Consider the following 24,277-nt stretch of genomic DNA (forward strand, 5'->3'; position numbering starts at 1 on the left):
ACTCAGCCGTTTGATGGAAGATAACAACAACACCTCCGCTACTCTCCTGGCTATCAGGATTCTCGAATACTGGCACAAAATTGAATTTTTTGAGTCTACTGACATTAAAGATCTGGAAGATGATGCCAAAGGCGTTCTAAAGATTGATCAGGAAGCCCTGGAAACTTCCTCCTCTCTTCCCTGGATTGATCCCCAGCAGATAAGGCTAGCGGGCAAAGATTTCTCACCCTATAAGAAATACAACTATGAACTCTTTTTCGGTATTTTTGATAGAAAGGAAATATTCTCTCGAACGAAGCGCGTCTTGCCTGATATTGACTCCGACACTAACGGAATAAGCGATGAAATGCTTCGGGATGAAGGGAGAACATGTTCGATTAAATGCCTCGTCGATCAGGACGGTATCATCAAGAGCGATAGCTTTGAATTCTCAACCGTGACCTGGGCTTTAGGACAACTGGAAGCTGGCGAACTGGATAATCTTCAGTTCGACGCATATCAGACAGCGACAAAAAATCTACATAATCGCTTTATAGAGATTATTACCGCAAACAACAATTTTAAAAAAGAGCATAAGCTGCCTTTAGCCCTGACGGCATATGAAATCGTTGACTTTTTAAAAGCAATGGCTGAGTGGACCTACTTCAGCCCCGAAGAACCAGTTCCAGCGCTTTTCATCAAATTAAAAGAAACTAAACCCAGAGAAAAAACTGCTCACCCCCTACAGCCGTCCGATCCTGATCCCACTCGTCTTGCTCAGTTATTATTGCCACCAGTATCTGAACAATCAGCAATATCGTCCCCAACCTCGGCTGGTGATATCTGCATTTTTAATAGTTTTTATATCTGTGATATTGAAAATATCCTTAATCATATCAAACGCAATGGACTGGTTCCTGATTCACCGTTAGGTCGTTACCTCACCGGCAGCCAGAATAGAAAGCCAGATTTATTACTGCCTGGCGGCCGTTCTCTTCTGCTAGAGAAACTCAGACTAAGCCAGTTGCCTGCCGGACGCTGGCCTTCAGACGCCAAACACAATATGAGCCTAATGCAGCAGTTTGCCATCAATACGCTTGAGCAAGAGTTGGAACTGTCAGGACTCTATTCTGTTAATGGGCCTCCCGGCACAGGTAAAACCACCATGTTAAGGGATCTTATTGCTAGTAATCTGGTGAAGCGCGCAACAGTACTCGCAGGTTTGAAACATGCCTCTGAAGCATTTGACGGAAACATCACAGAGGAAATAGCGGGTAAACAGCGCATTATTCCCTGCTTGTCACCCAAACTTTGTGGATATGAAATGGTGGTGGTGTCCAGCAATAACTCAGCGGTAGAAAATATTTCCCGTGAATTACCTCAAACAAAAAGTTTGGGCAAAGCATGGCAACATATCGACTACCTAAAGCCAGTTGCTCAAAAACTGGCCGCCTCTACCCGTACTATTGCGCCCCCTGATCAGAATGACGGGAAGACCTTCGAGATTATTCCCTTAACGGAAAAAACCGATTGCTGGGGCCTTATCGCAGCCGCACTGGGAAAGCAGGAAAATCGGAATATTTTCGGAGATCGTGTTTTCTACAAAAAACACGAATGTGCCATCGCGCCATCGCCTGCGGACACCTATCGCCATTTATTCGCTGTAATCAATCAATGCCCTGAGAAAGCCTTCACAAATGCGAAGAAAACGTTCAATCAGGCACAGGAGCAATATGAGCATATTATTAATGAATTGAAGATCCTCGAAGCCTTAAGCGACCAGCAGAATGCTTGCCAGAAACTGCAATTAAAGATTGAAAAATTAAACCTCCGCCAATTACAGCTCAGCGCATTTTTAGCCAAACGCCATGCTCGTACTCCAGCATGGTGGACATTGCGAATAAAAAAAATCTGTCGTGAAAAAGCAATTGCTGAAAGACTGAGTCGCAGGCTAGAGGCCACTCAGACCAGCTACCAGCTGGAAGAAAAGCGCTTTCAAAAGGCCTCAACTGCACTAAATATAGAACAGCAGCGGTGTGCTCCGCTGAAGCAGAAATACACAGATGTACTGTTTGCCTCTTTGGAAACAGATATGGAAGCTCCAGATATTCAGCGAACCGCATTTGGCCACGGTCAGGCCCTGAATGAGGCTCGCAGTCTTCTGACCGTTAGAGCACTGGAATTGCACCAAGCATGGCTTGCGACCGTCTATAAAGAATGTAAATTAAAGGACGTATTATACTGTTTAATGTCTGTCATCAATAACTCATTTGAAAACAGAAAGGTAAGCTTGGCTCTATGGCGACTGCTGTTTATGATTGTCCCCGTGGTTTCATCAACATTTGCATCTGTGGGGCGCCAATTTAGCGCTTTCAGTGCTGGTGATATCGGCTGGTTATTCATTGATGAAGCTGGGCAGGCAACACCGCAGCAAGCAGTTGGTGCGCTCTGGCGCGCTAAACGTGCGGTTGTTGTTGGTGATCCTTTACAGATTGAGCCAGTGTTCACTATCCCCCCTATATTTGTGGAAGCAATTGCAAAAAGAGAGTTTGGTGAAACATGGCGGGACTGGTCTCCAACCATCCAGTCGGTTCAAAATCTGGCGGATAGGGTTAATCCTTATGGCACCATGCAGATTTCGAAAGAGACCTGGCTTGGTAGTCCGCTTCGCGTTCATCGACGCTGTAATGAACCGATGTTCAGCATCGCCAATGTCATTGCCTATAACAACAAGATGTTGCATGGCCAAAACCAACTCTGGCCTCAAGATGAGTTTCTGTGGGGAAATAGCTGCTGGTTTGACGTTTCTGGCGAGGCGGAAGGGAAGCATTATGTTCCCGCTCAGGGGCAGCATGTGTTGACTATGCTGAAAACCTGGCTACAGCACAACAATCAAACGTTACCCGATACCTATATCATTTCACCGTTTAAACAAGTCAAAAACCAATTGAAGGTTTTCCTGCAAAAAGAGCTTCGTGGCGTAGAAGGTATAAATCAGTGGGTCAACAAGCGTATTGGCACAGTACATACTTTTCAGGGTAAGGAAGAGAAAAACGTTATTTTTGTTCTGGGACTCTCGGAGAAGACCCAAGGTGCCGCAAAATGGGCCTCTGAGAAACCGAACCTACTCAATGTCGCTATTACTCGCGCACAAAGCCGTGTCTACATCGTTGGCAGTAAACGCATCTGGTCAGGTTGCCAATATTTTGACGTTGCAGATGAAAAGCTGGGAGAAGTTTTGCAAGATTGATTTTACTTTATGGTGAGCTTGCTTAAATCTATCCGACATCATTATGGGCAAGGATGCCCATTTCTTTATAATTTCCTCACCTCATTCACCATTATATGGACGCTCCAATGCTTCGACGATAACAACATAAGAGTCCCTTGGTGAGACGGATATAATATAATGAAAACAATTTATATAAAATAGTATTGGACTAAAAAACCATTTATTCACAACTAAAAAGCCCTATTCATTACCAAAATTGTCTGTCTCGATACTACTGATTTTGTTAAAGTGTGCCAATCGATCTTTATACCATCTGGAAGGGATTTCGAGATTATTTTATGACAACTGATATTAATTACTTTTGATTACAATGTATTTAATAGAAATTAACCATAAATGCACCATAAAAGTAAGATGTAATCCTTAATCCGTGTTTTAGGAACATTTGATGGAAATTGTAACAGACCTGATTTATGCACTTTGGCACCAAGACTACGAAACATTAGCGAATCCGTCGCTGGTATGGGCAATCTATATACTACTATTTACCATCCTGTTTCTGGAAAACGGGATATTACCGGCGGCGTTTTTACCGGGCGACAGCCTGCTCATATTAGTCGGTGTTTTAATTGCAAAAGAAACCATGAGTTTCCCTGTCACATTAGTCATTCTCACCACCGGAGCCAGCCTCGGCTGCTGGGTAGGCTATCTTCAGGGAAAATGGCTTGGCAATACAAAATTAGTTCAGGGCTGGCTGTCACATCTTCCTGCACATTATCATCAACGTGCACATAACTTATTCCATCGTCATGGCTTATCTGCCTTACTGATAGGCCGTTTTCTCGCGTTTATCAGAACATTACTGCCAACATTAGCAGGCCTTGCCGGGCTAAAAAATGGACGTTTTCAAATATTCAATTGGCTGAGTGGGTTCATATGGGTGGTTATTCTAACAACATTGGGTTATGCCCTTGGTAAAAGCCCGCTGTTCCGCCAGTATGAAGAATATCTGATGAGTTTTTTGCTGCTGTTACCTGTAGGTCTATTACTTATTGGTTTAATTGGCAGCCTGACTGTCATTTGGCGCAAAAAGCGCACTAATAAAACGCTATCGTAACGCTTTATTTCCCTGTGGTATGCCGCGTATACCACAGGGCATTGCTTTTCCCACTTTCCTAACCTTGTCGATTAAGCTTCTCCACTTAGCCCTCTCAAACGGTATTTAAGGCTAATTCGCAATATATTGTGATAATTTTTCATCTATTCATACTTTCATCTCTTGATAAAAACGTCTATGTTTGAAATTCATCCATCGTATATTTAAGGAGACAGGCAATGCCACAAAAGAAAAGCTCTGAAGATCTACGTACTGAATTACAATCGCTTGCGGATACGCTAGAAGAAGTCCTCAACAGCTCCGGTGACCATTCAAAAGCAGAACTGGAAAAACTACGCAGCAAGGCAGAAAGAACACTGAAAAATGCACGAACTACACTCAGTGAAGCTAGTGATAGGCTGGTAGGTCAAACCAAGGAAATTGCCGGTCATGCAGACAGTTACGTTCGTGAAAATCCGTGGACCGGTGTCGGTATAGGTGCAGCCATTGGCGTTGTATTAGGCGTTCTGCTTTCAAGGCGCTGACATGACCCAATCCCCTCACCCGAAAGGCCCGGGAAAAGGGTTCTTTGATACGGTACGGCGAGTAGCAGCCATTGCTGTTCACATAGTTGAAACTCGCATCCAACTCGTTGCCGTTGAGTTGGAAGAGGGAGCAGCAACATTGGTACAACTGCTATTGCTGGTAGGATTGACATTACTCTTTGCAGGCTTTGGCCTGATGTGCCTATTGGTGCTGATATTCTGGGCTATCGATCCAGCCTACCGAATAACAGCAATAGCTATCACTGCCGGAATGTTACTGCTCCTCGCCGTATTTAGTGCAATATGGACAATAAAAAAGGCGCGAAAACTGACCTTTCTTAACGCAACTCGAACACAATTGCATGTTGACCGCAAAATGCTGGAGGATGATCCTCATGAGTAAATCGGGGGATCGTCAGCGAAAATTGCGCAAACAACAGCTATTAAAAGAGATCCAGCAACAACGACAGTTACTTGCTACTTATAGCCAGAACTGGCTTAAAATGACACAACCCTATGATAAAGGCTGGCAAACCTTCATGGCTTTTAAGCCTTATGTTGCCATTGGATCTAGCCTTGCCCTGCTTTACGGACTCCGCCACCCCAGGCAGTTTTATCGCTGGTCACGTCGTATAATCAACATCTTCGGGATCATAAAAATCGTCCGAAACACACTATACAAAAATTAATACCACCGAATTCTTTCAAAAAAAACTGCATAAAATAGTTAATATTCCTTACTAGCAACCAATAATACCTCGCCGTAGAATACTTCCCATCAGATAATGATTAACAAATCGTGCTATTCATTCCATTTTTTGGACAATAAAAGCTAAACAGACAGTTTATTTATCGCGGCCTGCGGTATTTGGGGAAACAATCATGAAAAAATTTGAAGATATTGGCCTGTTGGTTGCCCGTATTTTAATATCCGTGCTTTTCATTATCGCAGGATATGGAAAACTGGGTGATGCCTATGCAGGAACGCAGGAATTTATGGAAGCCATGAAGGTGCCAGGAATTCTATTGCCACTGACTATCTTGCTTGAACTGGGGGGCGGGTTTGCTGTGATATTAGGCCTGTTGACCCGCACCACGGCTGTGTTTATGTTTATTTTCTGTATTCTGACCGCGCTCCTGTTCCATAGCGATTTTTCAAATGACCTGAACCTGACTATGTTCCTGAAAAACTTCTCAATCAGCTCAGGTTACCTGCTGCTGGCTATGATGGGACCAGGAAGATTCAGTATTGACCATCTAATGAAGAAAAATTGGTAATCGAAAAAACAACGCATTTCCCTTTCTTTTTATAGCCCCTTCCTGTGTATTCGCAGCAAGGGGCTTTATGATATTTTCTGCATTCGCTTTATTATCTTGGTGTATGCATCTTAATTGTATTTTCACGCATGTCTTTGCTTCTCAAGTAATTTAGGAATTTCACGCAAGCACCAGGACTTGGCTTCGCCCATATTATCACGCCGCCATGCCATGATAATGTTGGTTTCATGGCTGTATTCCGAACCAATAACCCGCAAATGACTTTCGGCAATATCGTGTTCCACCATAGGGTATGGCATGGTTGCCACTCCTAATCCTGCCAAAAGTGCCCGACGTTTATCTTCCAGTGAACTCACCGTCAAGCGCGGTTGTTTATCCAATAATTTAACCGTCAACACCGGGCGCTCTCTTGCTGTATCAGCGACAGCTATTCCACGATATTTCACGCGTGTGGCATCAGACAATGGTTCGGGTTCATGATGGATAGGGTGATCCGCACTGGCAACATAGACATTGTTAATAGAATACAGTACCCGCGAATTCACTTCGGCAGAAGCCCTGAAATGCAGATCAGGCGCAATCACAATATCAGCATATCCTGTTTCCAGACGTTCCCACGCACCCGCTAAGACTTCCGTCATTAACGAAAGTTGCGTATTCGATTTAGCCGCCAATTTATCCACCAGCGGAAACAGCGAGGCCATTGGGAACAACGCTTCACACACAATCGTCAGGTGAGTTTCCCAACCACGGGCGAGCGCTTCTGCATCTGCGGTCAATTTATCCGCAGCTTCAAGCAGTAACCGCCCTCGCTCCAGTAGCATCCGGCCAACATTAGTAAATTTTGTACGATGACCAGAGCGATCAAACAACACAACGTCCAATTCCTCTTCCAGTTTCTGCATGGTATAGCTCAGTGCAGAAGGAACTCGCCCCAACTCATCCGCTGCCGCAGCAAAACTTCCCCGTCGATCTATCGCATCCATTACCCGCAGGGATTCCAAAGTAAGCGCACGTTCTTTACCCATATTTTTCTCAATCAGGAATTTTGAATATAGTCACCAGATTAACTGGCTAACATTTCAACGTCCAGATAATTAAGATCGACAGTCATAGATCTATAGTTGAAGAGAGAACAGCAAATCAATGCGGAAAAGCCAATTATGGCTGGTTACAGGCTCGCTATACTTTTTCATTTGGTCACTTATTTTGACCCAAAATTTTTGAACTATAGGACGTTGCGTGTTCTTAATCAGGAAGAGCAGGAAGTGCTATTACAAGCGGAGACGCCATTTCGGGGTCTGCTGATTGATTTGGCTGACTGATAATTTCTTATTTATAAAGAAAAAGCCCTATAAAGCATCTGCTCTATAGGGCAAAATCTGTGAAGTTGACCGATAAGCCGGGTTCTGTCTTGGACAGCCATTCATCTAGGCCAGCACTTGCGCACTGGCTCAAGCAACCTACCCGGGTTCGGTACGGGCCGTACCATGCGAACCCCTATTTGGTCTTGCTCCGGGTGGAGTTTACCGTGCCACGAACTGTTGCCAGTCGCGCGGTGCGCTCTTACCGCACCCTTTCACCCTTACCTGATCCCAAAATTGCTTTTACAAACAAAGCTGGGCCATCGGCGGTTTGCTCTCTGTTGCACTAGTCGTAGGCTTTCACCTCCCAGACGTTATCTGGCACCCTGCCCTATGGAGCCCGGACTTTCCTCCCCTTTACTGCTCCCAAAAGAGCGGTAAAGCAGCGACTGTCTGCTCAACTCCGGCGCGGATTATAAGAGGTTTAATAGCCAATGTATAGGGTTTTCACGCATCTTCTTCAATTTGTCCCACGGTCGTGTTTTGATCGAGTGAATAACGATATAAGGCATTTTTCTTCACACCGTGGATCTCTGCCGCCAATGCCGCCGCCTTTTTCAATGGCAGCTCTTTTTGCAGCAATGCCAATGTCCGCAAGGCTTCCTGTGGCAAGCTATCCTCGGCGGGCTTACGATATCCTTCCACAATCAGAACCATTTCTCCGCGGCGACGGGTTTCATCTTCCTTGACCCATGCCAAAAGCTCACCAGCGGGCATTCCTTGAATCGATTCCCACGTTTTGGTTAATTCTCGTGCCAACACGATATAACGATCGGCTCCCCATACTTTCACAATATCTTCTAAACTGTCCAACAGACGATGTGTCGATTCGTAGAAAATCAGCGTACGCGGCTCTTGCCCTAATTCACGCAAAGTATCCTGGCGTCCCTTACTTTTAGCCGGCAAGAAGCCTTCATAACAAAAACGATCTGAAGGCAGGCCAGCAGCAGACAGTGCTGTAATTGCCGCACAAGGCCCAGGTAGTGGAACTACATTGATACCGGCTTCACGGCAACGACGAACCAGATGATAACCTGGATCGTTAATCAACGGCGTACCGGCATCAGATACCAATGCGATGCTCGTTCCTTGTTCAAGTTTCGTCAGCAATTGATCTGCTTTTTGCTGTTCATTATGATCATGAAGTGCGAACATGCGCGCATTAATGGCAAAATGTTGAAGCAACAAGCCCGTGTGTCGCGTATCTTCGGCTGCAATCAGATCGACATGTTTAAGAACTTCAAGAGCACGCTGAGTAATATCCCCCAGATTTCCAATAGGGGTTGGCACAACATATAGCGTGGATGTCGTAACCACTGCTCGATTGGTTTGATTCATTGTTTCATCCGAATGACCGATTTAAGATTGAGCATCTTTGAAAAAAACATCACTGGATACAGTATGCTTCCCTCAATTTTTGTGCGTTTAAAAACTGGTTTAATCTATACAGCACTGCTGTCAACTATGATTATTGCAGGGTGTACCATGCCCGAACGGCAAGGGCAACCAACTTCTAAGCCTCAGGATAAGATCAGCGCAGAGATTAACCGCTATCAAGCCATTATTGACGCAGCACACAATCAACCATCGTTGGATGTGATCCGTGCTTACATCGTATTGGGATCTTACGCAACAGATGAAGCTACCCGCCAGAAAAACCTTGATGAGACCTGGCAATTACTGACGCAACTTTCTCCACAGCAAATGAGTGAATTGGTGATTAATGCCAATGAGTATACGTTGCAGGGCTGGCTTGATTTGCTCAATACCTATCAGACCAATAAACAGGATCTCGATAAACTGCGACTCGCTATTCACGATTGGCAAATCCGTTATCCAGACAACCCCGCTGCACACAGTTTACCCACAGCCCTGCAACAAATGTTGCAGGAAACTAAAAACAGCCATGCCACAATGGGGTTATTTCTGCCATTGAGCGGCCAGGCCAAAATATTTGGGGACGCCATCCGCCAGGGTTTCCTTGATGCTCAAAAAGGGCTACCAAAGCCATCATTACCAGAATCACCATTGCCGGCAAATGCCAGCGCTGCAAATTCAGGGAATACTGATGTTGCCACAACTGAACCAGATATGGGTGTGATAAATGATGTGCCTGTTAATGATCTGACCGTAAAAATCTATGATACCAACAGCCAGCCTCTTACCGAACTGCTGGAGCAGGCTAAACAAGATGGTGTCACTCTGGTGGTTGGGCCATTACTGAAACCGAATGTGGAACAATTGGCTCAAATTGAAACGCCACTGAATATTCTGGCGCTCAATGAACTCGATATGCCACAAAGACGCCCGAATATCTGTTATTTCTCACTCTCCCCAGAAGATGAGGCAAAAAATGCGGCCATGCATCTCTGGCAGCAGCAAAAACACAGCCCTTTGGTGTTGATACCCCGCACTGAATTAGGCTCACGGGTTGCAAAAGCTTTTGCACAGGAATGGCAAAAACTGGGCGGTCATACGGTATTGCAGCAATCTTTTGGCACGCTGGATGAAATGAGGAAATCCATGAATCGTGGTATTGGCATTCGCTTGTCAGGTACACCGGTTGTGTCCACAAATTCTGCCACAGAGCCTGTCGATGCCGTTTATATTGTTGCAACCACAAGCGAACTGACCACGATCAAGCCCATGCTCGATATGGCGATCAGTTCCCGTAAAAAGCCAGCTCTTTATGCCAGCTCACGCAGTAATAAATCAGATTCAGGCCCTGATTTTCGTCTGGAAATGGATGGCATGCAGTTTAGTGACATCCCGTTGCTGACCGGCACAAACGTGCCCTTAATGCAGCAAGCAGCCAAAAAATTCACCAATGATTATTCCCTGATGCGTCTCTATGCTATGGGAATTGATGCATGGTCGCTAGCCAATCAATTTACGCAAATGCAACAAGAAATGGGGTTTCACCTGAACGGCGCTTCGGGAGAGCTATCCGTGACGGATAACTGCACTATCTTGCGACAATTGCCCTGGATGCAATTCAATAATGGTCGCATAAGCCTCGAAAATACCAATAACACCGAAAATATAAATAACACAAAAGGTCTCGATAACGCAGGAAATACCAATAATATAGAGAGCAGCAATAACACTGATTCCAATGCAGTGCATGGTTCTCTGTGATTACAGGCATCGTGGTCATTTCAGGATGAAAAAACCAACAGGCAATCACTACGCGCTGGGGCACCATTATGAACAGCAGGCTAAACTGTTTTTGCAAAAACAGGGGCTTGTCTTTGTTGCTGAGAATGTGAGAATTCGGGGCGGGGAAATCGATCTGATTATGCGTGACAGGCATACATGGATATTCGTTGAAGTCCGTTTCCGCAAAAATGCACAATATGGTGGTGCCATTGCTACAATTACTCAAAGTAAGCGTAGGAAGATATTATATACGGCTGCTGTCTGGCTGTCTCAACGCAATGAATGTCTGGAAACGGCATCCTGCCGTTTCGATGTTTGTGCAATAACAGGACAGAAATTTGAATGGCTGAAAAATGCCTTCAACCTGAATGAGAGCCCATTTTAATAGATTCTCAATTTTCTCACTAAACAAATAATTCCAATATACATAGGTCATAACGTGCTGGATAGAATTAAAGTCTGCTTTACTGAAAGTATTCAAACTCAGATCGCGGCAGCAGAAGCATTACCTGACGCAATATCGCGCGCCGCGATGATGATGGTTCAATCACTACTGAACGGCAACAAAATTCTTTGCTGTGGTAATGGTGGCTCTGCTGCAACGGCGCAGCGTTTTACCGCCAGCATGATCAATCGATTTGAAACAGATAGGCCAAGTCTGCCAGCTCTGTCACTGAATACTGACAATGTGGTGATCACTGCGATTGCCAACAGTAAACAGCCTGATGAAATCTATGCCAAACAAGTCAGGGCACTGGGACAACCAGGGGATGTCCTCTTGGCTATTTCTACACATGGAAACAGCCGGGATATTATCAAAGCGGTGGAAGCCGCTGTAACCCGTGATATGACAATCGTCGCGCTGACAGGTTACGATGGCGGTGAATTAGCGGGTTTACTAGGCCCTCAGGATGTTGAGATACGTATTCCTTCACATCACAGCGTCAGGATCCAGGAAGTTCATATGTTGACAATCAACTGCCTGTGCGACTTAATCGACAACACGTTATTCCCTCATCAGGATGAATAGGAGCCAGCTAATGCGGTTATTTTCTCTATTATTGGTCTGTTTCAGTGCAATACTATTACAAGGGTGTATTGGTGCCGCCGTCGTAGGTTCTGCGGCGATTGCCACAAAAGCAGGTTCAGATCCGCGAACTATTGGGCAGCAAGTAGACGATACCACGCTGGAAGCCCGTGTCAGCAATGCCATCAGCAAGGATCCACAAATTAAGGCACAAGCCCGTGTGTCAGTGACTGTGTATCAAGGCAAGATCCTTTTAACCGGACAAAGCCCCAATACGACTCTGGCTGAACGGGCAAAACAGATTGCGGCAAAGGTTGAAGGTACTGATGTGGTATATAACGAGATCCGTCAAGCCAGTCCCGTGACATTGGCGACGGCCTCCGCTGATGCCTGGTTGACGACCAAAGTGCGTTCCCAAATTTTAACCAGTGATGCGGTGAGATCATCCAGCATCAAAGTGGTGACAGAGGATGGTGAAGTCTTTTTGTTTGGCATTGTCACGCAACAAGAGGGAGCTGCGGCTGCAAAAATCGCCAGCGAAACTAGCGGCGTAAAACGGGTGACAACAGCATTTACCTACCTCAACTGAAAACCATCAAGGCGGCATTAATCAATGCCGCCCAGCCCCACATGTATTCAACGCCCATCCTAACTTATTTTGCTTTAAGTAATTCACGCCTCCCATTAACTGCATTTGTCGCAAGATCCATTGCTGGCGTTGTAATACATACCTGGAAGGCGTATGCACTTTATAACGATGAGGGTTTGGCAATACAGCAGCAAGCAATGCGGATTCGGTAGCTGTCAATCGGCAGGCCGGCTTGCCAAAGTAATGTTGGGCCGCTTCCTCAACGCCGAAAATACCGTTGCCGAACTCAGCAATATTGAGATAGATCGTTAAAATACGTTGCTTTGACCAGAGTAATTCAAGTACAGCAGTCATTCCCGCTTCTAATCCTTTTCTTACCCAACTGCGTCCTTCCCATAGAAATAAATTTTTGGTTGCTTGCTGGGAAATTGTCGATGCTCCCCGAATTCGTTTCTCATATTTTTTGTTATACGCCATAGCAGTTTCGATAGCCTCAAAATCAAATCCCCAATGTTTTGGGAATTTTTGATCTTCCGCTGCAATAACGGCTAACGCCATATAAGGTGAAATGTGATCCTGATCCCTCCATGAGGAACGAGAAACATAAGACAAATTAATTGATATTAAGGCGGCGACTTGTCTTTCTATCATCACCATAGAAAACGGCACTGGCAAAAATGAAAAGGCAATTACAGCAACGAACCACAAAACCGTGATCGACACGACAATTCTTTTCAGCCAGCGCCACAATATTGAAAAAGGATTTCTCATCCGATTACTCAATCATTTCCAATATTTTTCTCACCAACTTATCAATTCCTTTTTCTGCCTGCGCCAAAGATTCTGCGAGCATATAAGCGGGCGTTGTTACAATTTTGTTTTCAAAATCAATGACAATATCATCAACCGGACACTCAACATGTACCCCACCCATCTTCGCTATTTGAGCCGCAGTTTCTGGATCATTGCCGATGGTGACTTTTATCGGTTTACCTAATATTTTAGATACCATAACCGGCGCAATGCATATAAACCCCATTGGCTTGCCTTGCTGGTGCATATTTTGCACTATACTTAACAATTCTTTATTTATTTCGCAATCCGATCCTTTAAATGCGAAATCACATAAATTCTTGGCTGCGCCAAACCCACCAGGAATAATAAGCGCATCCAACTCATCAATATTAACTTTGGATAAAGGTTGTATATTTCCCCGTGTTATACGGGCCGACTCTTCCATTATGTAGCGTCTTTCTTGTTTCTCTTTCCCGTTAAGGTGGTTAATAACATGATGTTGCATCTCATCAGGCGAAAAAAAAGACATTTCGGCGCCAAGACGGCTTAAAGAGAGCATAGTGAGAACTGATTCGTGAATTTCACTTCCATCGTACACTCCACATCCACTGAATATAATGGCAACAGATTTCATATTTCTCTCCCTTTGTAGTAGATTAATGCTTAACCCCTTAGAGGGTTAAACACCAATCTTCATCACAGATTTTAATGAATCTTGTAACAAAAAATCTTATCTTTGCTATGTTGGTACTTGTGTTCTGTGTAAAAGAATCCTTTAATGACTCGCATCGAAAACAAACCTCAGATAAGCGGGTAAACAGATTTCCCTGGTGTTGGCGCAGTATTAGCGCACCCCAACTTCGGTTGGGGTTATTTTTTTGTAACGCCTGATAACCAGTTTCTTAATATTTCTATATCTTGCTTCCATTCTAACTTTAACTCATCCACCCATTCCTGAACATTATCCCACCACGCCGGTAAATCCGGTGACTGAATCTGTTGAGCTAATTGCTGCAAATGGCGTAACCCGACTGAACCCGCCGCACCTTTGATTTTATGCGCCTCTTCCGTAATGCCTTTTTGATCTCTGGCGGTCATATTGGAGTCCAGCAAAGCAAGATAATTTGGCATCATGGTTTCAAAAATAACCAGATTGTCTGTGATCATTTGTGGCCCAACCAATTCGATATATTGATTAAGCATCTCCGTATCCAACCGTCCTTCATCCTGAGTCACAAGCTCAACATCCACTAAGGCAGTGTCAGATTCAGAACCCTTGCCCCAATATTTTTCTATCACGGCAGTCAACTCCTTGACAGATAACGGCTTATTGAGCACATCATCCATGCCCGCATCAAGGTATTCTTTTTTATCCTTTAATACATTAGCCGTCAGCGCGATCAAAGGGGGCAAGAATTGGGAGGAATAACGCTGGTGCAATTGACGGGCAATATCCAGCCCCGTCATATCCGGTAATTGGATATCCAGTAACACTAAGTCATATTCATCAGGATCAAACATGGCCAGTGCATCATAGCCATTCATAGCAACATCCACACTGTTCCCCAATTTCTCCAGAACAGAACGGGCGACAATGACGTTCAATTCAATATCTTCTACCAGTAAGATATTGAGCGCTGGCAATGGCATAGTATCCTGTTCAGCCTTCCCTTCCGGGTGTTCACCAATGGCTGGCGCCACGACAGACAAGGTAAAGCAAGAACCTTTGCCTGACGTACTTTTCACCACAATGTCCCCTCCCATGCTTAGGGCAAGACGCTTCGAAACAGCAAGGCCAATCCCCGTTCCGGTTGCAGGACACCCACCAGCGCTGTCTTTAACCTGATAATACATAGCAAAAATTTTTTCCAACTCGTCAAGAGGAATACCAATGCCGGAATCCGTCACTTCAAAGAATAGGCGTTCCTCTTCTGCTTCACGCCAGATACGAACCTTAATTTCGCCTTCAGGCGTAAATTTCACGGCATTACTAATCAGGTTCCACAAAATCTGGCGCAAACGGGTTCCATCAGTCAGCACTTTTGCGGGGAGTGGCAGTTCAGGCTCCAGAACAAATTTAATGCCCTTCGGCTGCGCCAATAAAGCGGAAATATTTTCTAAATCTGTTATGAAGCCGGTGAAATCAACGGGTTGGTTATCAAGTTGGACTTTGCGACGCTCAATTTTATCTAACTCGATAATATCATTGAAAATATTACCCAATGTAATAGCGCTGACATGGATTGTTTCCAGGTACTTACATTGTTCTGGAGTTAAGTCGGTATCCATCAGAATTCGGCTCAAGCCCACAATGCCATTTAAAGGCGTACGAAGCTCATGGCTAATCGTAGAGATAAACGTCGTCTTATCCCTGCTGGCGTTCTCCAATGCATCCTGATAGCGTTTACGCTCCGTTATATCGCGCCCAAACCCCATTAACCCATGTCGCTTGCCAACGCGATCATAAAAAGGGACTTTCCTGAGTTCAAAACAGGCTTTACGTCCATCGGGGTAAACTAACCATTGCTCATAGGTCAGGGATACATTGTGGCGAAATACTTTTTCATCGGTTTCCATCACCTTGCTGGCAATTTCTTTATCGTAAACATCGGTCGGCGTCAGGCCGATGAGCTGTTTTTCGCTTTTGCCCGTCAGCAATTCCATCGCCCTGTTACAACCGGAAAATTCATTATCTTCATTGCGGTAATAAACCAGATCCGGGGAAGCATCCAGAAATGAACGCAATAGCACCGATTGCTGCTCAAGCTCAATCTGGGTTTTTTCACGCTGCTCCATTTCCAATTTGAGTTTATCCAACAAAACCAAATGGGCTTTTTCCGCCTTCTCCCTGTCACTAATCTCCTGGTTCAATTGGTCGATGTTTTCTTTGAGTTGCAGGTTTAATTTCGCATCACGCTGGCGCATTTCTTCAAGTTTTGCGACCAGACTCGATAACCGCTGGCGAGATTCTTCAAGCTGTTCTACGACGATGGAGAGAAAATAAACCGCCCAGGGGGTAATTAACAAACCAAAAAAAATGGAGCGAATTAAATCAATACCCTGCACTTCTCCATGCAGTACAAATGTCACCGCCATCTGCATCGCCATCGCAAGAATAACTAAAGCTGATGCAAGTAATATAGAAAAACGCACCAGCCCCAGCTTCATCATCAAATCTACATAATATTGGGCAAGCCCCCGAATCAGCTTCATAACAACTCCCAGTAAAATCTTTTCCAGTAAAGTGACTAGATTGAATCATAACGTAAAAAGTCCCAACGTCGTTACGGGATATGACCTTCAACCTCTCACAAAGAATAAAAATGAAAATAATAAGAATAATTATGCAATAAAATTTCAGCGCTCTTTTTTAGATGAAAAAACAACCAATCACTTCTTCTTGCAAGTTAAAAAATACACAATATAAATCCAATTTAAGCAAAAAAATAAGAATAAAATATCGATATGGATCTATTTTAAAGCATATCTAAAATAGATAGTGTGGTGATTTTAGTGATATAACTCACATCATTTAGGCGGAATGATCTTAGTCACAAAATACAAAAAATCGCCATTTACTCATAAAAATCAAAAAAATAAATGAAAATCATCAATAAAAAACGCTATTTAACACGATTTGACCAACTCTGCTTTTACCGTTAAGTTGGGAATTCGCTGAAAATCACCTGTCAGATGATCCTCTGACTCATATTTATGCAGTGATAGGTAGAGAACATAACATCATTTTGATTCACCGCTTGTTAATGCCAATAAAACAAGTGGTGTTTTATTGAGGGCGCAAATTAGACGCCTGTAGAAAAAATATATATCGATCCCCTCTCGTGAGTGATGTGAGAGTCGGACAGAACTTGGGGAGCTTTACAATGTTATATGACAGATTGCAGGAAAAAGATAACTGTGGCTTTGGATTAATCGCACATATTGAAGGAGAACCAAGCCACAAGGTGGTGCGCACAGCCATACATGCACTGGCCCGGATGCAACACAGGGGGGCAATTCTGGCGGATGGAAAAACAGGTGATGGCTGTGGTTTGTTAATGCAAAAACCAGACCGTTTCTTCCAAATGATCGCCCACGAGCAATCATGGCGGCTCGCTAAAAATTATGCTGTCGGCATGTTGTTTCTAAGCCAGGATGCCGAAATCGCTCAATTATGCCGTGATATTATCGAACAAGAATTACAACACGAAACCCTGTCCATTGTGGGTTGGCGGGAAGTTCCTATCAATCACGATATCTTAGGTGATATTGCCTTATCAAGCCTTCCTCGTATTGAGCAAGTTTTTATCAACGCCCCCGCCGGATGGCGAGCGCAAGATCTGGAACGCCGCCTGTTCGTTTCTCGACGTCGCATAGAAAAACGTATTACCGATAACGACTTTTATATTTGCAGCCTGTCCAATCTGGTCACGATTTATAAAGGATTGTGCATGGCTGCGGATTTACCACATTTCTACCCCGATTTGGCTGACCTGCGCATGGAATCTGCCATCTGTTTATTCCATCAGCGCTTTTCAACCAATACCATTCCCCGCTGGCCGCTGGCACAACCCTTTCGCTATCTGGCTCACAATGGGGAAATCAATACCATTACGGGAAACCGTGAATGGGCTAAAGCGCGGGCCTATAAGTTCCGCACGCCGTTGATCCCGGATTTACATACTGCGGCACCTTTTGTTAATGAAACAGGTTCCGATTCCAGTTCACTGGATAACATGCTGGAACTGTTTCTCAATGGCGGTATGGATTTAATCCGCGCAATGCGTTTGCTCGTTCCACCGGCGTGGCAGAATAATCCTGATATGGATGATGATCTGCGTGCATTCTTCGATTTTAATTCCATGCACATGGAACCCTGGGATGGACCGGCCGGCATCGTTATTTCTGATGGGCGTTATGCCGCCTGTAATTTAGATCGCAATGGCTTACGCCCTGCCCGCTATGTGATTACCAAAGATAAGCTGATTACCTGTGCTTCTGAAATCGGTATTTGGGATTACCAACCCGATGAAGTCGTCGAGAAAGGCCGTGTTGGGCCAGGTGAGTTAATGGTTATCGATACCTATGAAGGGCGTATTCTCCACTCAGCGGAAACTGACAATGATCTGAAAAGCCGCCACCCTTATAAAGAATGGCTGGAGAAAAACGTCAAGCGTTTGATGCCGTTTGAAGAGTTGCCACAAGCACAGGTCGGACAACGAGAATTAGATGATCACCTGTTGGTGACTTATCACAAGCAGTTTGCCTACAGTAATGAGGAACTGGATCAAGTTATCCGTACCCTCGGTGAAAATGCGCAAGAAGCGACCGGTTCAATGGGCGATGACACACCATTTGCTGTGCTTTCCAGCCGCCCGCGCATTATCTACGACTATTTTCGCCAGCAATTCGCCCAAGTGACCAATCCTCCTATCGATCCATTACGTGAAGCTCATGTGATGTCTCTGGCTACCCGCATTGGGCGAGAAATGAATGTTTTTTGTGAAGCGGAAGGGCAGGCTCATCGGTTGTGCTTTCAATCGCCCGTCCTGCTCTATTCTGATTTCGTGCAACTGACAACACGGCAGGAATCCTATTATCGCGCTGATACGTTGGATTTGACCTTCAATCCACAGGAAATCACGCTGAAACGGGCTGTCATCGCTTTATGTGAAAGGGCTGAGGAACTCGCCCGCAATGGGGCAGTATTGTTGATACTATCCGATCGCAATATTGCACCAGAAAAGATCCCCATTCCTGCGCCAATGGCGGTCGGTGCTATCCAGCACTGCCTGGTCGAGAAAAACCTGCGCTGCGATACCAATTTGATTGTAGAAACCGCCAGTGCACGTGATCCGCACCATTTTGCGGTCTTGATGGGTTTTGGCGCTACCGCTGTTTACCCTTATTTGGCCTATGAATCACTGGGGAAAATGGTGGATGATGGCACCATCAGTGCGCCATATGCCCGCATAATGCTTAATTATCGCAATGGCATTAATAAAGGGCTGTATAAAATTATGTCCAAAATGGGCATCTCCACCATTTCTTCTTATCGCTGCTCTAAGTTGTTCGAAGCCGTTGGTTTGCACCGGGATGTGACAGACCTCTGCTTCAATGGTGTTGTCAGTCGTATTGGCGGCGCAGATTTCAGCGATTTTGAACAAGATCTGCGTAATCTTGCCAAACGGGCATGGCTGCATCGCCACGCCATCGATCAAGGGGGACTGCTGAAATATGTCCATAATGGGGAGTATCACGCTTATAACCCCGATGTTGTCAGCACATTGCAGGCCGCCGTTCACAGTGGTAATTATCGTGATTACCTGAAATATTCCGAACGGGTCAACGGGCGCCCTATCACCACCTTGCGGGATCTGCTTGCCCTTGCGCCTAAAGGTGAACCCATCGATATTGCAGATGTTGAACCCGCAGAAGCACTGTTCAAACGGTTTGATACCGCCGCAATGTCAATTGGCGCACTCAGCCCTGAAGCCCATGAGGCGTTGGCAGAGGCAATGAATACGTTAGGGGGGTTTTCCAACTCTGGCGAAGGTGGCGAAGATCCCGCACGTTATCGTACCAAGAAAGTTTCCCGCATTAAGCAAGTTGCTTCCGGCAGATTTGGCGTTACCCCCGCCTACTTAGCCAGTGCCGATGTGATCCAGATAAAAATCGCCCAAGGTGCAAAACCCGGGGAAGGCGGTCAATTACCGGGAGATAAGGTAACGCCTTATATTGCCAAATTGCGCTACTCCGTTCCCGGCGTTACCCTGATTTCTCCGCCGCCACATCATGATATTTATTCAATCGAAGATCTGGCTCAATTGATTTTCGATCTTAAGCAGGTGAATCCGCAGGCGCTGATCTCCGTCAAACTGGTTTCAGAGCCTGGCGTGGGAACCATTGCCACCGGTGTCGCCAAAGCTTATGCCGACCTAATCACCATCGCCGGTTATGATGGCGGAACAGGTGCCAGCCCGCTCTCTTCTGTCAAATACGCGGGTTGCCCGTGGGAATTAGGGCTGGTGGAAACCCAACAGGCGCTGGTTGCCAATGGGCTACGCCATAAAATCCGCCTCCAGGTTGACGGTGGCCTGAAAACAGGGATGGATATCATCAAAGCGGCTATTTTAGGCGCTGAAAGTTTCGGTTTCGGCACTGGCCCAATGGTTGCTCTCGGCTGTAAATATTTGCGCATCTGCCACTTAAATAACTGTGCCACAGGTGTCGCTACACAAGATGAAAAATTACGCCAATCTCACTATCACGGCTTGCCAGAAAGAGTCATTCACTATTTCCATTTTATTGCGCAGGAAACACGTGAACTGATGGCGCAATTAGGGGTAAAAAGACTGACCGATTTGATTGGACGCACAGACTTGCTGGAAATACTTGAGGGAATTTCTGCCAAGCAAAGCAAGCTCAATCTCGAACCATTGCTGGAAACAGTGGAACCTCATACCGGCAAAGCGCTGCATTGCACGGAAGGGAATCCGCCTTTTGACCCTGGTACGCTAAATAAATTGATCGTCGCCAAAGCTATGCCTTATGTAGAAAACGCGCAAAGCAAGGCGTTCTATTTTGATATCCAAAATACCGATCGCTCTGTTGGTGCCTCTCTCTCCGGTGAGATTGCGGCTCGGTATGGCGATCAAGGGTGCGCGGCCGACCCGGTCAAACTGCATTTCAATGGAACAGCCGGGCAAAGTTTTGGCGTCTGGAATGCTGCCGGTGTCGAACTGACTTTAATTGGCGATGCCAATGATTATGTCGGTAAGGGTATGGCTGGCGGCTGTATTACCATCCTTCCTCCTGCCGGCTCGGCATTTAAAAGTCACGAAGCCACTATTATCGGTAATACCTGCCTTTATGGGGCAACAGGCGGGAAACTCTTTGCTGCCGGACGTGCCGGTGAACGCTTCGCAGTACGTAATTCAGGTGCCATCACCGTTATTGAGGGGATCGGCGACAATGGCTGTGAATATATGACTGGCGGGATCGTCTGTGTTCTGGGCAGCACTGGCGTAAATTTTGGTGCAGGTATGACAGGGGGATTTGCTTACGTCCTTGATGAATTTGATGACTTCCGCAAACGCGTCAATCCAGAACTGGTAGACGTTCTCTCAATGGATACCCTTGCCATTCATAAAGAGCATCTCCGGGGATTAATCACCGAACATGTCCGTCTGACAAACTCTCAACACGGTGAAAGCCTATTGGAAAATTGGTCTCAGTGGGTCAATAAGTTTGCTTTGGTTAAACCTAAATCCAGTGATGTCAGTGCGTTGTTGGGGCACCGTAGCCGTTCTTCCGCCGAATTGCGGGTTCAGGCACAGTAAGGAGAGAATCATGAGTCAAAATGTTTATCAATTTATCGACTTACAACGTGTCGATCCTCCTAAGAAATCGTTGAAAATCAGAAAAATAGAATTTGTTGAGATTTATGAACCCTTTTCTGAAATTCAGTCACAGGCACAAGCAGATCGCTGTCTCTCTTGTGGTAACCCATACTGTGAGTGGAAATGTCCCGTGCATAACTACATTCCAAACTGGCTGAAACTCGCCAATGAAGGACGCATCATCGAAGCAGCGGAATTATCACACCAGACCAACAGCTTGCCGGAAGTCTGTGGGCGAGTTTGTCCGCAAGATCGTCTGTGTGAAGGTGCTTGTACCCTCAATGATGATTTCGGGGCCGTCACTATCGGTAACATTGAACGTTATATTAATGACACGGCTATTGCGATGGGCTGGAAACCGGATATGTCGCATGTCATCCCAACCGGTAAACGTGTCGCCGTGGTTGGGGCAGGACCGGCAGGATTAGCCTGTGCAGATGTCCTGACTCGTCATGGCGTACAAGTGGTGGTCTACGATCGCCATCCTGAAATTGGGGGCTTGCTCACATTTGGCATTCCCGCCTTTAAACTGGAAAAAGAGGTGATCATTCGCCGCCGTGAAATATTTTCCGGGATGGGGATTGAATTCCGTCTAAACACAGAAATAGGCCAAGATGTCACTCTGGCTGAACTCACCAAAGAATTTGATGGCGTATTTCTTGGGGTGGGGACTTATCAATCCATCCACGGTGGACTGGAGAACGAAAACGCTGACGGGGTATATGACGCCTTACCTTTTTTAATCGCCAACACCCGTCATTTGATGGGTTATCCGTCTCTGCCTGAGCAGCCTTATGTTGATATGAAGGGTAAACGGGTTCTGGTATTGGGCGGCGGTGATACAGCAATGGACTGCGTCCGTACTTCGATTCGCCAGGGTGCAGCCCGTGTTATCTGCGCCTATCGGCGAAATGAGGAAAATATGCCCGGTTCCCGTCGTGAAGTAAAAAATGCGAAAGAAGAAGGTGTAGAGTTTCGTTTTAACCTGCAACCCATTAGCATTGAGATTAATGGTGCAGGACGGGTTTGTGGGGTCAAGGTGGTGAAAACACAACTGAGTGCCATAGATGAAAAAGGCCGTCGTCAGGCTGAGATTATTCAAGGTTCCGAATTTTTGATAGAGACCGATGCAGTGATCATGGCATTTGGTTTCAAGCCTCACACTATGAACTGGCTGGATGAACATCAAGTCAGGATCGATCAAAAAGGTCGTATTATCGCGCCTGAATCCAGTGATCTGCCTTTTCAGACCAGTAATCCTAAAATATTCGCAGGCGGGGATGCTGTACGTGGTTCTGACTTGGTAGTAACCGCCATTGATGAAGGCAGAAAAGCTGCTTTCGGTATCCTCGACTATCTTAAAGTCTAATATTCCATTCTTTTTTCTAATAACTTCTCCGATTTTTTAATCGGAGAAGTTCCCCCGGTATAAAAATACTGTCATTTTTTTATTTTCTTTTACTACCAGATTACTTGTATTTTTGAGATTTATGCGACTATTCTTATATTCTAAAGTCAAATATATCGATTTAGTCTCCTGCTCATTATAGCAATACAGCCATAGTGCAATGCCGTAATACAGCAATAAGGTTTATTTTTTTCGACGAGAAAATGGCTTAACAAAACTGATTAAATAGATATGAAATAAAAAATCATTAAAGTGATAATAATAGGTAGAAATATATGCGCTTACTTTCCCAGATACTCTTCTTCTCTTTTATATCCTCAGCAAGCTTGCCCTCAGCTGCCAGATTCTCTACTCCTGCCGAAATTATGCAACAAGTACAAGAAAGAGGAGTCAATTCTGTTGTGGCAGAGATAAACGCAGAATATAAACAAGATAAAATTATCCAGAATATTGCGACTGGTGATAAACAATGGCTGCAAGTTGCCTTTAAGCTATATCCTAATATCCATCCAGAATTTTCCCAGCAAATTATTCATGCTTTATCAGTTGCTTTAATTGAAAATCCCGTAGAAGTATTATCACTGACGAAATCACATAGCACCCCCTCATTCACGGATATCTGCAACATGCCGCCAACGATCAGAAGAGTGAGCCAACAGAAATCATTTACCGAGAAAATGATAGATAGCCTCAGAGCTATGGAGAAATCTAACAGGGGAGAAAACCAATATAATATCGAAACCTGTCTATGGCAATTTGAGAAATCGCTTAGTTATATGTAGCACTAATTTGCTAAAAATAAAGGAGATCAATGTCTCCTTTATTTCTCATGAATCCCTTTCACCTTCCAAGCTGTAGCCTTGCTGACTACAACTTGAAATCTATTGGGTATGAGCTTTGAACAATTATTTTACGACGCGTAAGGTTGGGCGGCCTTTTGGCGGTTGAGGAGGTTCATCATCTGGCGAATCATCGTCGTGAGCAGCTTTCCTATCATGCTTACTATTATGGATATGCACCAAATTATCCGCTACTGGCATGTCCGTTTCTTCTGACTCAGTATTGTCCACATTATAGGCGAATTCTGGCTCAAACATCATTCCCGCGCCATTTTCACGGGCATAAACCGCAATCACAGCCGCCATTGGAACAGTCACTTGACGACCAACACCACCAAATCGGGCATTAAATCTCACTTCATCGTTCGTCAATTGCAAATTGCCAACCGCTCTCGGTGAGATATTCAAGATAATTTGCCCATTTTGTGCATATTCCATCGGGACGTTAACGCCATAAAAGTTAGCATCCACAACAATATGGGGGGTCATGTCATTATCCAACAGCCATTCATAATGCGCCCGCAGTAGATAGGGGCGGCGTGGAGACATTTGAGTCATCTCCAT

The 24,277-nt window shown here is 45.1% G+C and carries 19 protein-coding genes, 1 other RNA gene and 1 pseudogene; 14 read left to right on the top strand and 7 right to left on the bottom strand.

All coding sequences use genetic code 11. From position 1 onward, the window contains the following. The first annotated feature begins 13 nt into the window (after window positions 1-13). From PXH59_RS16960 to PXH59_RS16985, 6 genes are all read left to right on the top strand, one after another. Window positions 14-3,229: a DEAD/DEAH box helicase gene (locus PXH59_RS16960; RefSeq protein WP_285809299.1), complete on the top strand. Its 3,216-nt coding sequence runs from the start codon at window positions 14-16 to the stop codon at window positions 3,227-3,229. A gap of 430 nt (window positions 3,230-3,659) precedes the next feature. Beyond that, on the top strand, window positions 3,660-4,328 hold the full coding sequence (locus PXH59_RS16965) for a DedA family protein (protein WP_047768819.1): 669 nt from the start codon (window positions 3,660-3,662) through the stop codon (window positions 4,326-4,328). A gap of 218 nt (window positions 4,329-4,546) precedes the next feature. Beyond that, a complete protein-coding gene (locus tag PXH59_RS16970; RefSeq protein ID WP_047768817.1) occupies window positions 4,547-4,852 on the top strand; it encodes an ElaB/YgaM/YqjD family protein in 306 nt (101 codons plus the stop codon). 1 nt (window position 4,853) lies between these two features. Beyond that, the gene (locus PXH59_RS16975; protein ID WP_047768814.1) at window positions 4,854-5,255 is read left to right on the top strand and encodes a phage holin family protein; all 402 of its coding nucleotides are present in this window, start codon (window positions 4,854-4,856) and stop codon (window positions 5,253-5,255) included. After that, complete coding sequence (locus PXH59_RS16980; RefSeq protein WP_285809300.1) at window positions 5,248-5,541, top strand: YqjK-like family protein; 294 nt, start codon at window positions 5,248-5,250, stop codon at window positions 5,539-5,541. Before PXH59_RS16975 ends, PXH59_RS16980 begins: the two co-directional genes overlap by 8 nt. A gap of 193 nt (window positions 5,542-5,734) precedes the next feature. Next, window positions 5,735-6,130, top strand: a complete 396-nt coding sequence (locus PXH59_RS16985; RefSeq protein WP_047768810.1) for a DoxX family protein — start codon at window positions 5,735-5,737, stop codon at window positions 6,128-6,130. 122 nt (window positions 6,131-6,252) lie between these two features. Here the strand turns inward: PXH59_RS16985 and PXH59_RS16990 are convergent, their stop codons facing one another. Then, window positions 6,253-7,158 carry a LysR family transcriptional regulator gene (locus PXH59_RS16990; RefSeq protein ID WP_285809301.1) on the bottom strand — a complete coding sequence of 302 codons (906 nt, stop codon included), beginning with the start codon at window positions 7,156-7,158 and terminating at the stop codon, window positions 6,253-6,255. Window positions 7,159-7,250: 92 nt separating this feature from the next. Between PXH59_RS16990 and PXH59_RS16995 the strand changes: the two are divergent. Further along, window positions 7,251-7,389, top strand: a pseudogene (locus PXH59_RS16995) (pirin family protein); the annotation flags it as partial. A 123-nt stretch (window positions 7,390-7,512) separates the two neighbouring features. On the opposite strand, the gene rnpB reads toward PXH59_RS16995, so the two are convergent. Then, window positions 7,513-7,899, bottom strand: an RNA gene (gene rnpB, locus PXH59_RS17000) — RNase P RNA component class A. 42 nt (window positions 7,900-7,941) lie between these two features. Continuing rightward, complete coding sequence (gene rsmI, locus PXH59_RS17005; RefSeq protein ID WP_047768806.1) at window positions 7,942-8,832, bottom strand: 16S rRNA (cytidine(1402)-2'-O)-methyltransferase; 891 nt, start codon at window positions 8,830-8,832, stop codon at window positions 7,942-7,944. Between the two features lie 63 nt (window positions 8,833-8,895). Between rsmI and PXH59_RS17010 the strand changes: the two genes are divergently transcribed. From PXH59_RS17010 to dolP, 4 genes are read left to right on the top strand one after another with little or no spacing between them, the layout of a single operon-like run. Beyond that, complete coding sequence (locus PXH59_RS17010) at window positions 8,896-10,632, top strand: penicillin-binding protein activator (protein ID WP_047768804.1); 1,737 nt, start codon at window positions 8,896-8,898, stop codon at window positions 10,630-10,632. Between the two features lie 25 nt (window positions 10,633-10,657). After that, a complete protein-coding gene (locus PXH59_RS17015; protein ID WP_047768802.1) occupies window positions 10,658-11,038 on the top strand; it encodes a YraN family protein in 381 nt (126 codons plus the stop codon). Window positions 11,039-11,092: 54 nt separating this feature from the next. Further along, window positions 11,093-11,683 (top strand): DnaA initiator-associating protein DiaA, encoded by a 591-nt coding sequence (diaA, locus tag PXH59_RS17020; RefSeq protein ID WP_047768800.1) that lies wholly within the window; start codon window positions 11,093-11,095, stop codon window positions 11,681-11,683. Window positions 11,684-11,693: 10 nt separating this feature from the next. Beyond that, on the top strand, window positions 11,694-12,269 hold the full coding sequence (gene dolP, locus PXH59_RS17025) for a division/outer membrane stress-associated lipid-binding lipoprotein (protein ID WP_047768798.1): 576 nt from the start codon (window positions 11,694-11,696) through the stop codon (window positions 12,267-12,269). 21 nt (window positions 12,270-12,290) lie between these two features. On the opposite strand, the gene mtgA is transcribed toward dolP, so the two are convergent. The 3 genes from mtgA to arcB all read right to left on the bottom strand — a co-directional run bounded on the left by mtgA (window position 12,291) and on the right by arcB (window position 16,277). Then, window positions 12,291-13,040 carry a monofunctional biosynthetic peptidoglycan transglycosylase gene (mtgA, locus tag PXH59_RS17030; RefSeq protein ID WP_285809302.1) on the bottom strand — a complete coding sequence of 250 codons (750 nt, stop codon included), beginning with the start codon at window positions 13,038-13,040 and terminating at the stop codon, window positions 12,291-12,293. Window positions 13,041-13,044: 4 nt separating this feature from the next. Next, window positions 13,045-13,698 carry an isoprenoid biosynthesis glyoxalase ElbB gene (gene elbB, locus PXH59_RS17035; RefSeq protein WP_285809303.1) on the bottom strand — a complete coding sequence of 218 codons (654 nt, stop codon included), beginning with the start codon at window positions 13,696-13,698 and terminating at the stop codon, window positions 13,045-13,047. 236 nt (window positions 13,699-13,934) lie between these two features. Continuing rightward, window positions 13,935-16,277 carry an aerobic respiration two-component sensor histidine kinase ArcB gene (gene arcB / locus PXH59_RS17040; RefSeq protein WP_285809304.1) on the bottom strand — a complete coding sequence of 781 codons (2,343 nt, stop codon included), beginning with the start codon at window positions 16,275-16,277 and terminating at the stop codon, window positions 13,935-13,937. Between the two features lie 671 nt (window positions 16,278-16,948). On the opposite strand from arcB, the gene gltB reads away from it, so the two are divergent. The 3 genes from gltB (at window position 16,949) to PXH59_RS17055 (ending at window position 23,656) form a co-directional block, all read left to right on the top strand. Continuing rightward, on the top strand, window positions 16,949-21,406 hold the full coding sequence (gltB, locus tag PXH59_RS17045) for a glutamate synthase large subunit (RefSeq protein WP_285809305.1): 4,458 nt from the start codon (window positions 16,949-16,951) through the stop codon (window positions 21,404-21,406). A gap of 10 nt (window positions 21,407-21,416) precedes the next feature. Then, the gene (locus PXH59_RS17050) at window positions 21,417-22,835 is read left to right on the top strand and encodes an FAD-dependent oxidoreductase (protein WP_285809307.1); all 1,419 of its coding nucleotides are present in this window, start codon (window positions 21,417-21,419) and stop codon (window positions 22,833-22,835) included. A gap of 314 nt (window positions 22,836-23,149) precedes the next feature. Further along, window positions 23,150-23,656: a hypothetical protein gene (locus PXH59_RS17055; RefSeq protein ID WP_285809309.1), complete on the top strand. Its 507-nt coding sequence runs from the start codon at window positions 23,150-23,152 to the stop codon at window positions 23,654-23,656. 123 nt (window positions 23,657-23,779) lie between these two features. On the opposite strand, the gene sspB is transcribed toward PXH59_RS17055, so the two are convergent. Next, a complete protein-coding gene (gene sspB / locus PXH59_RS17060; protein ID WP_047768789.1) occupies window positions 23,780-24,277 on the bottom strand; it encodes a ClpXP protease specificity-enhancing factor in 498 nt (165 codons plus the stop codon).

Source organism: Xenorhabdus bakwenae (assembly GCF_030272115.1).
GTDB classification, from domain to species: Bacteria; Pseudomonadota; Gammaproteobacteria; order Enterobacterales; family Enterobacteriaceae; genus Xenorhabdus; species Xenorhabdus bakwenae.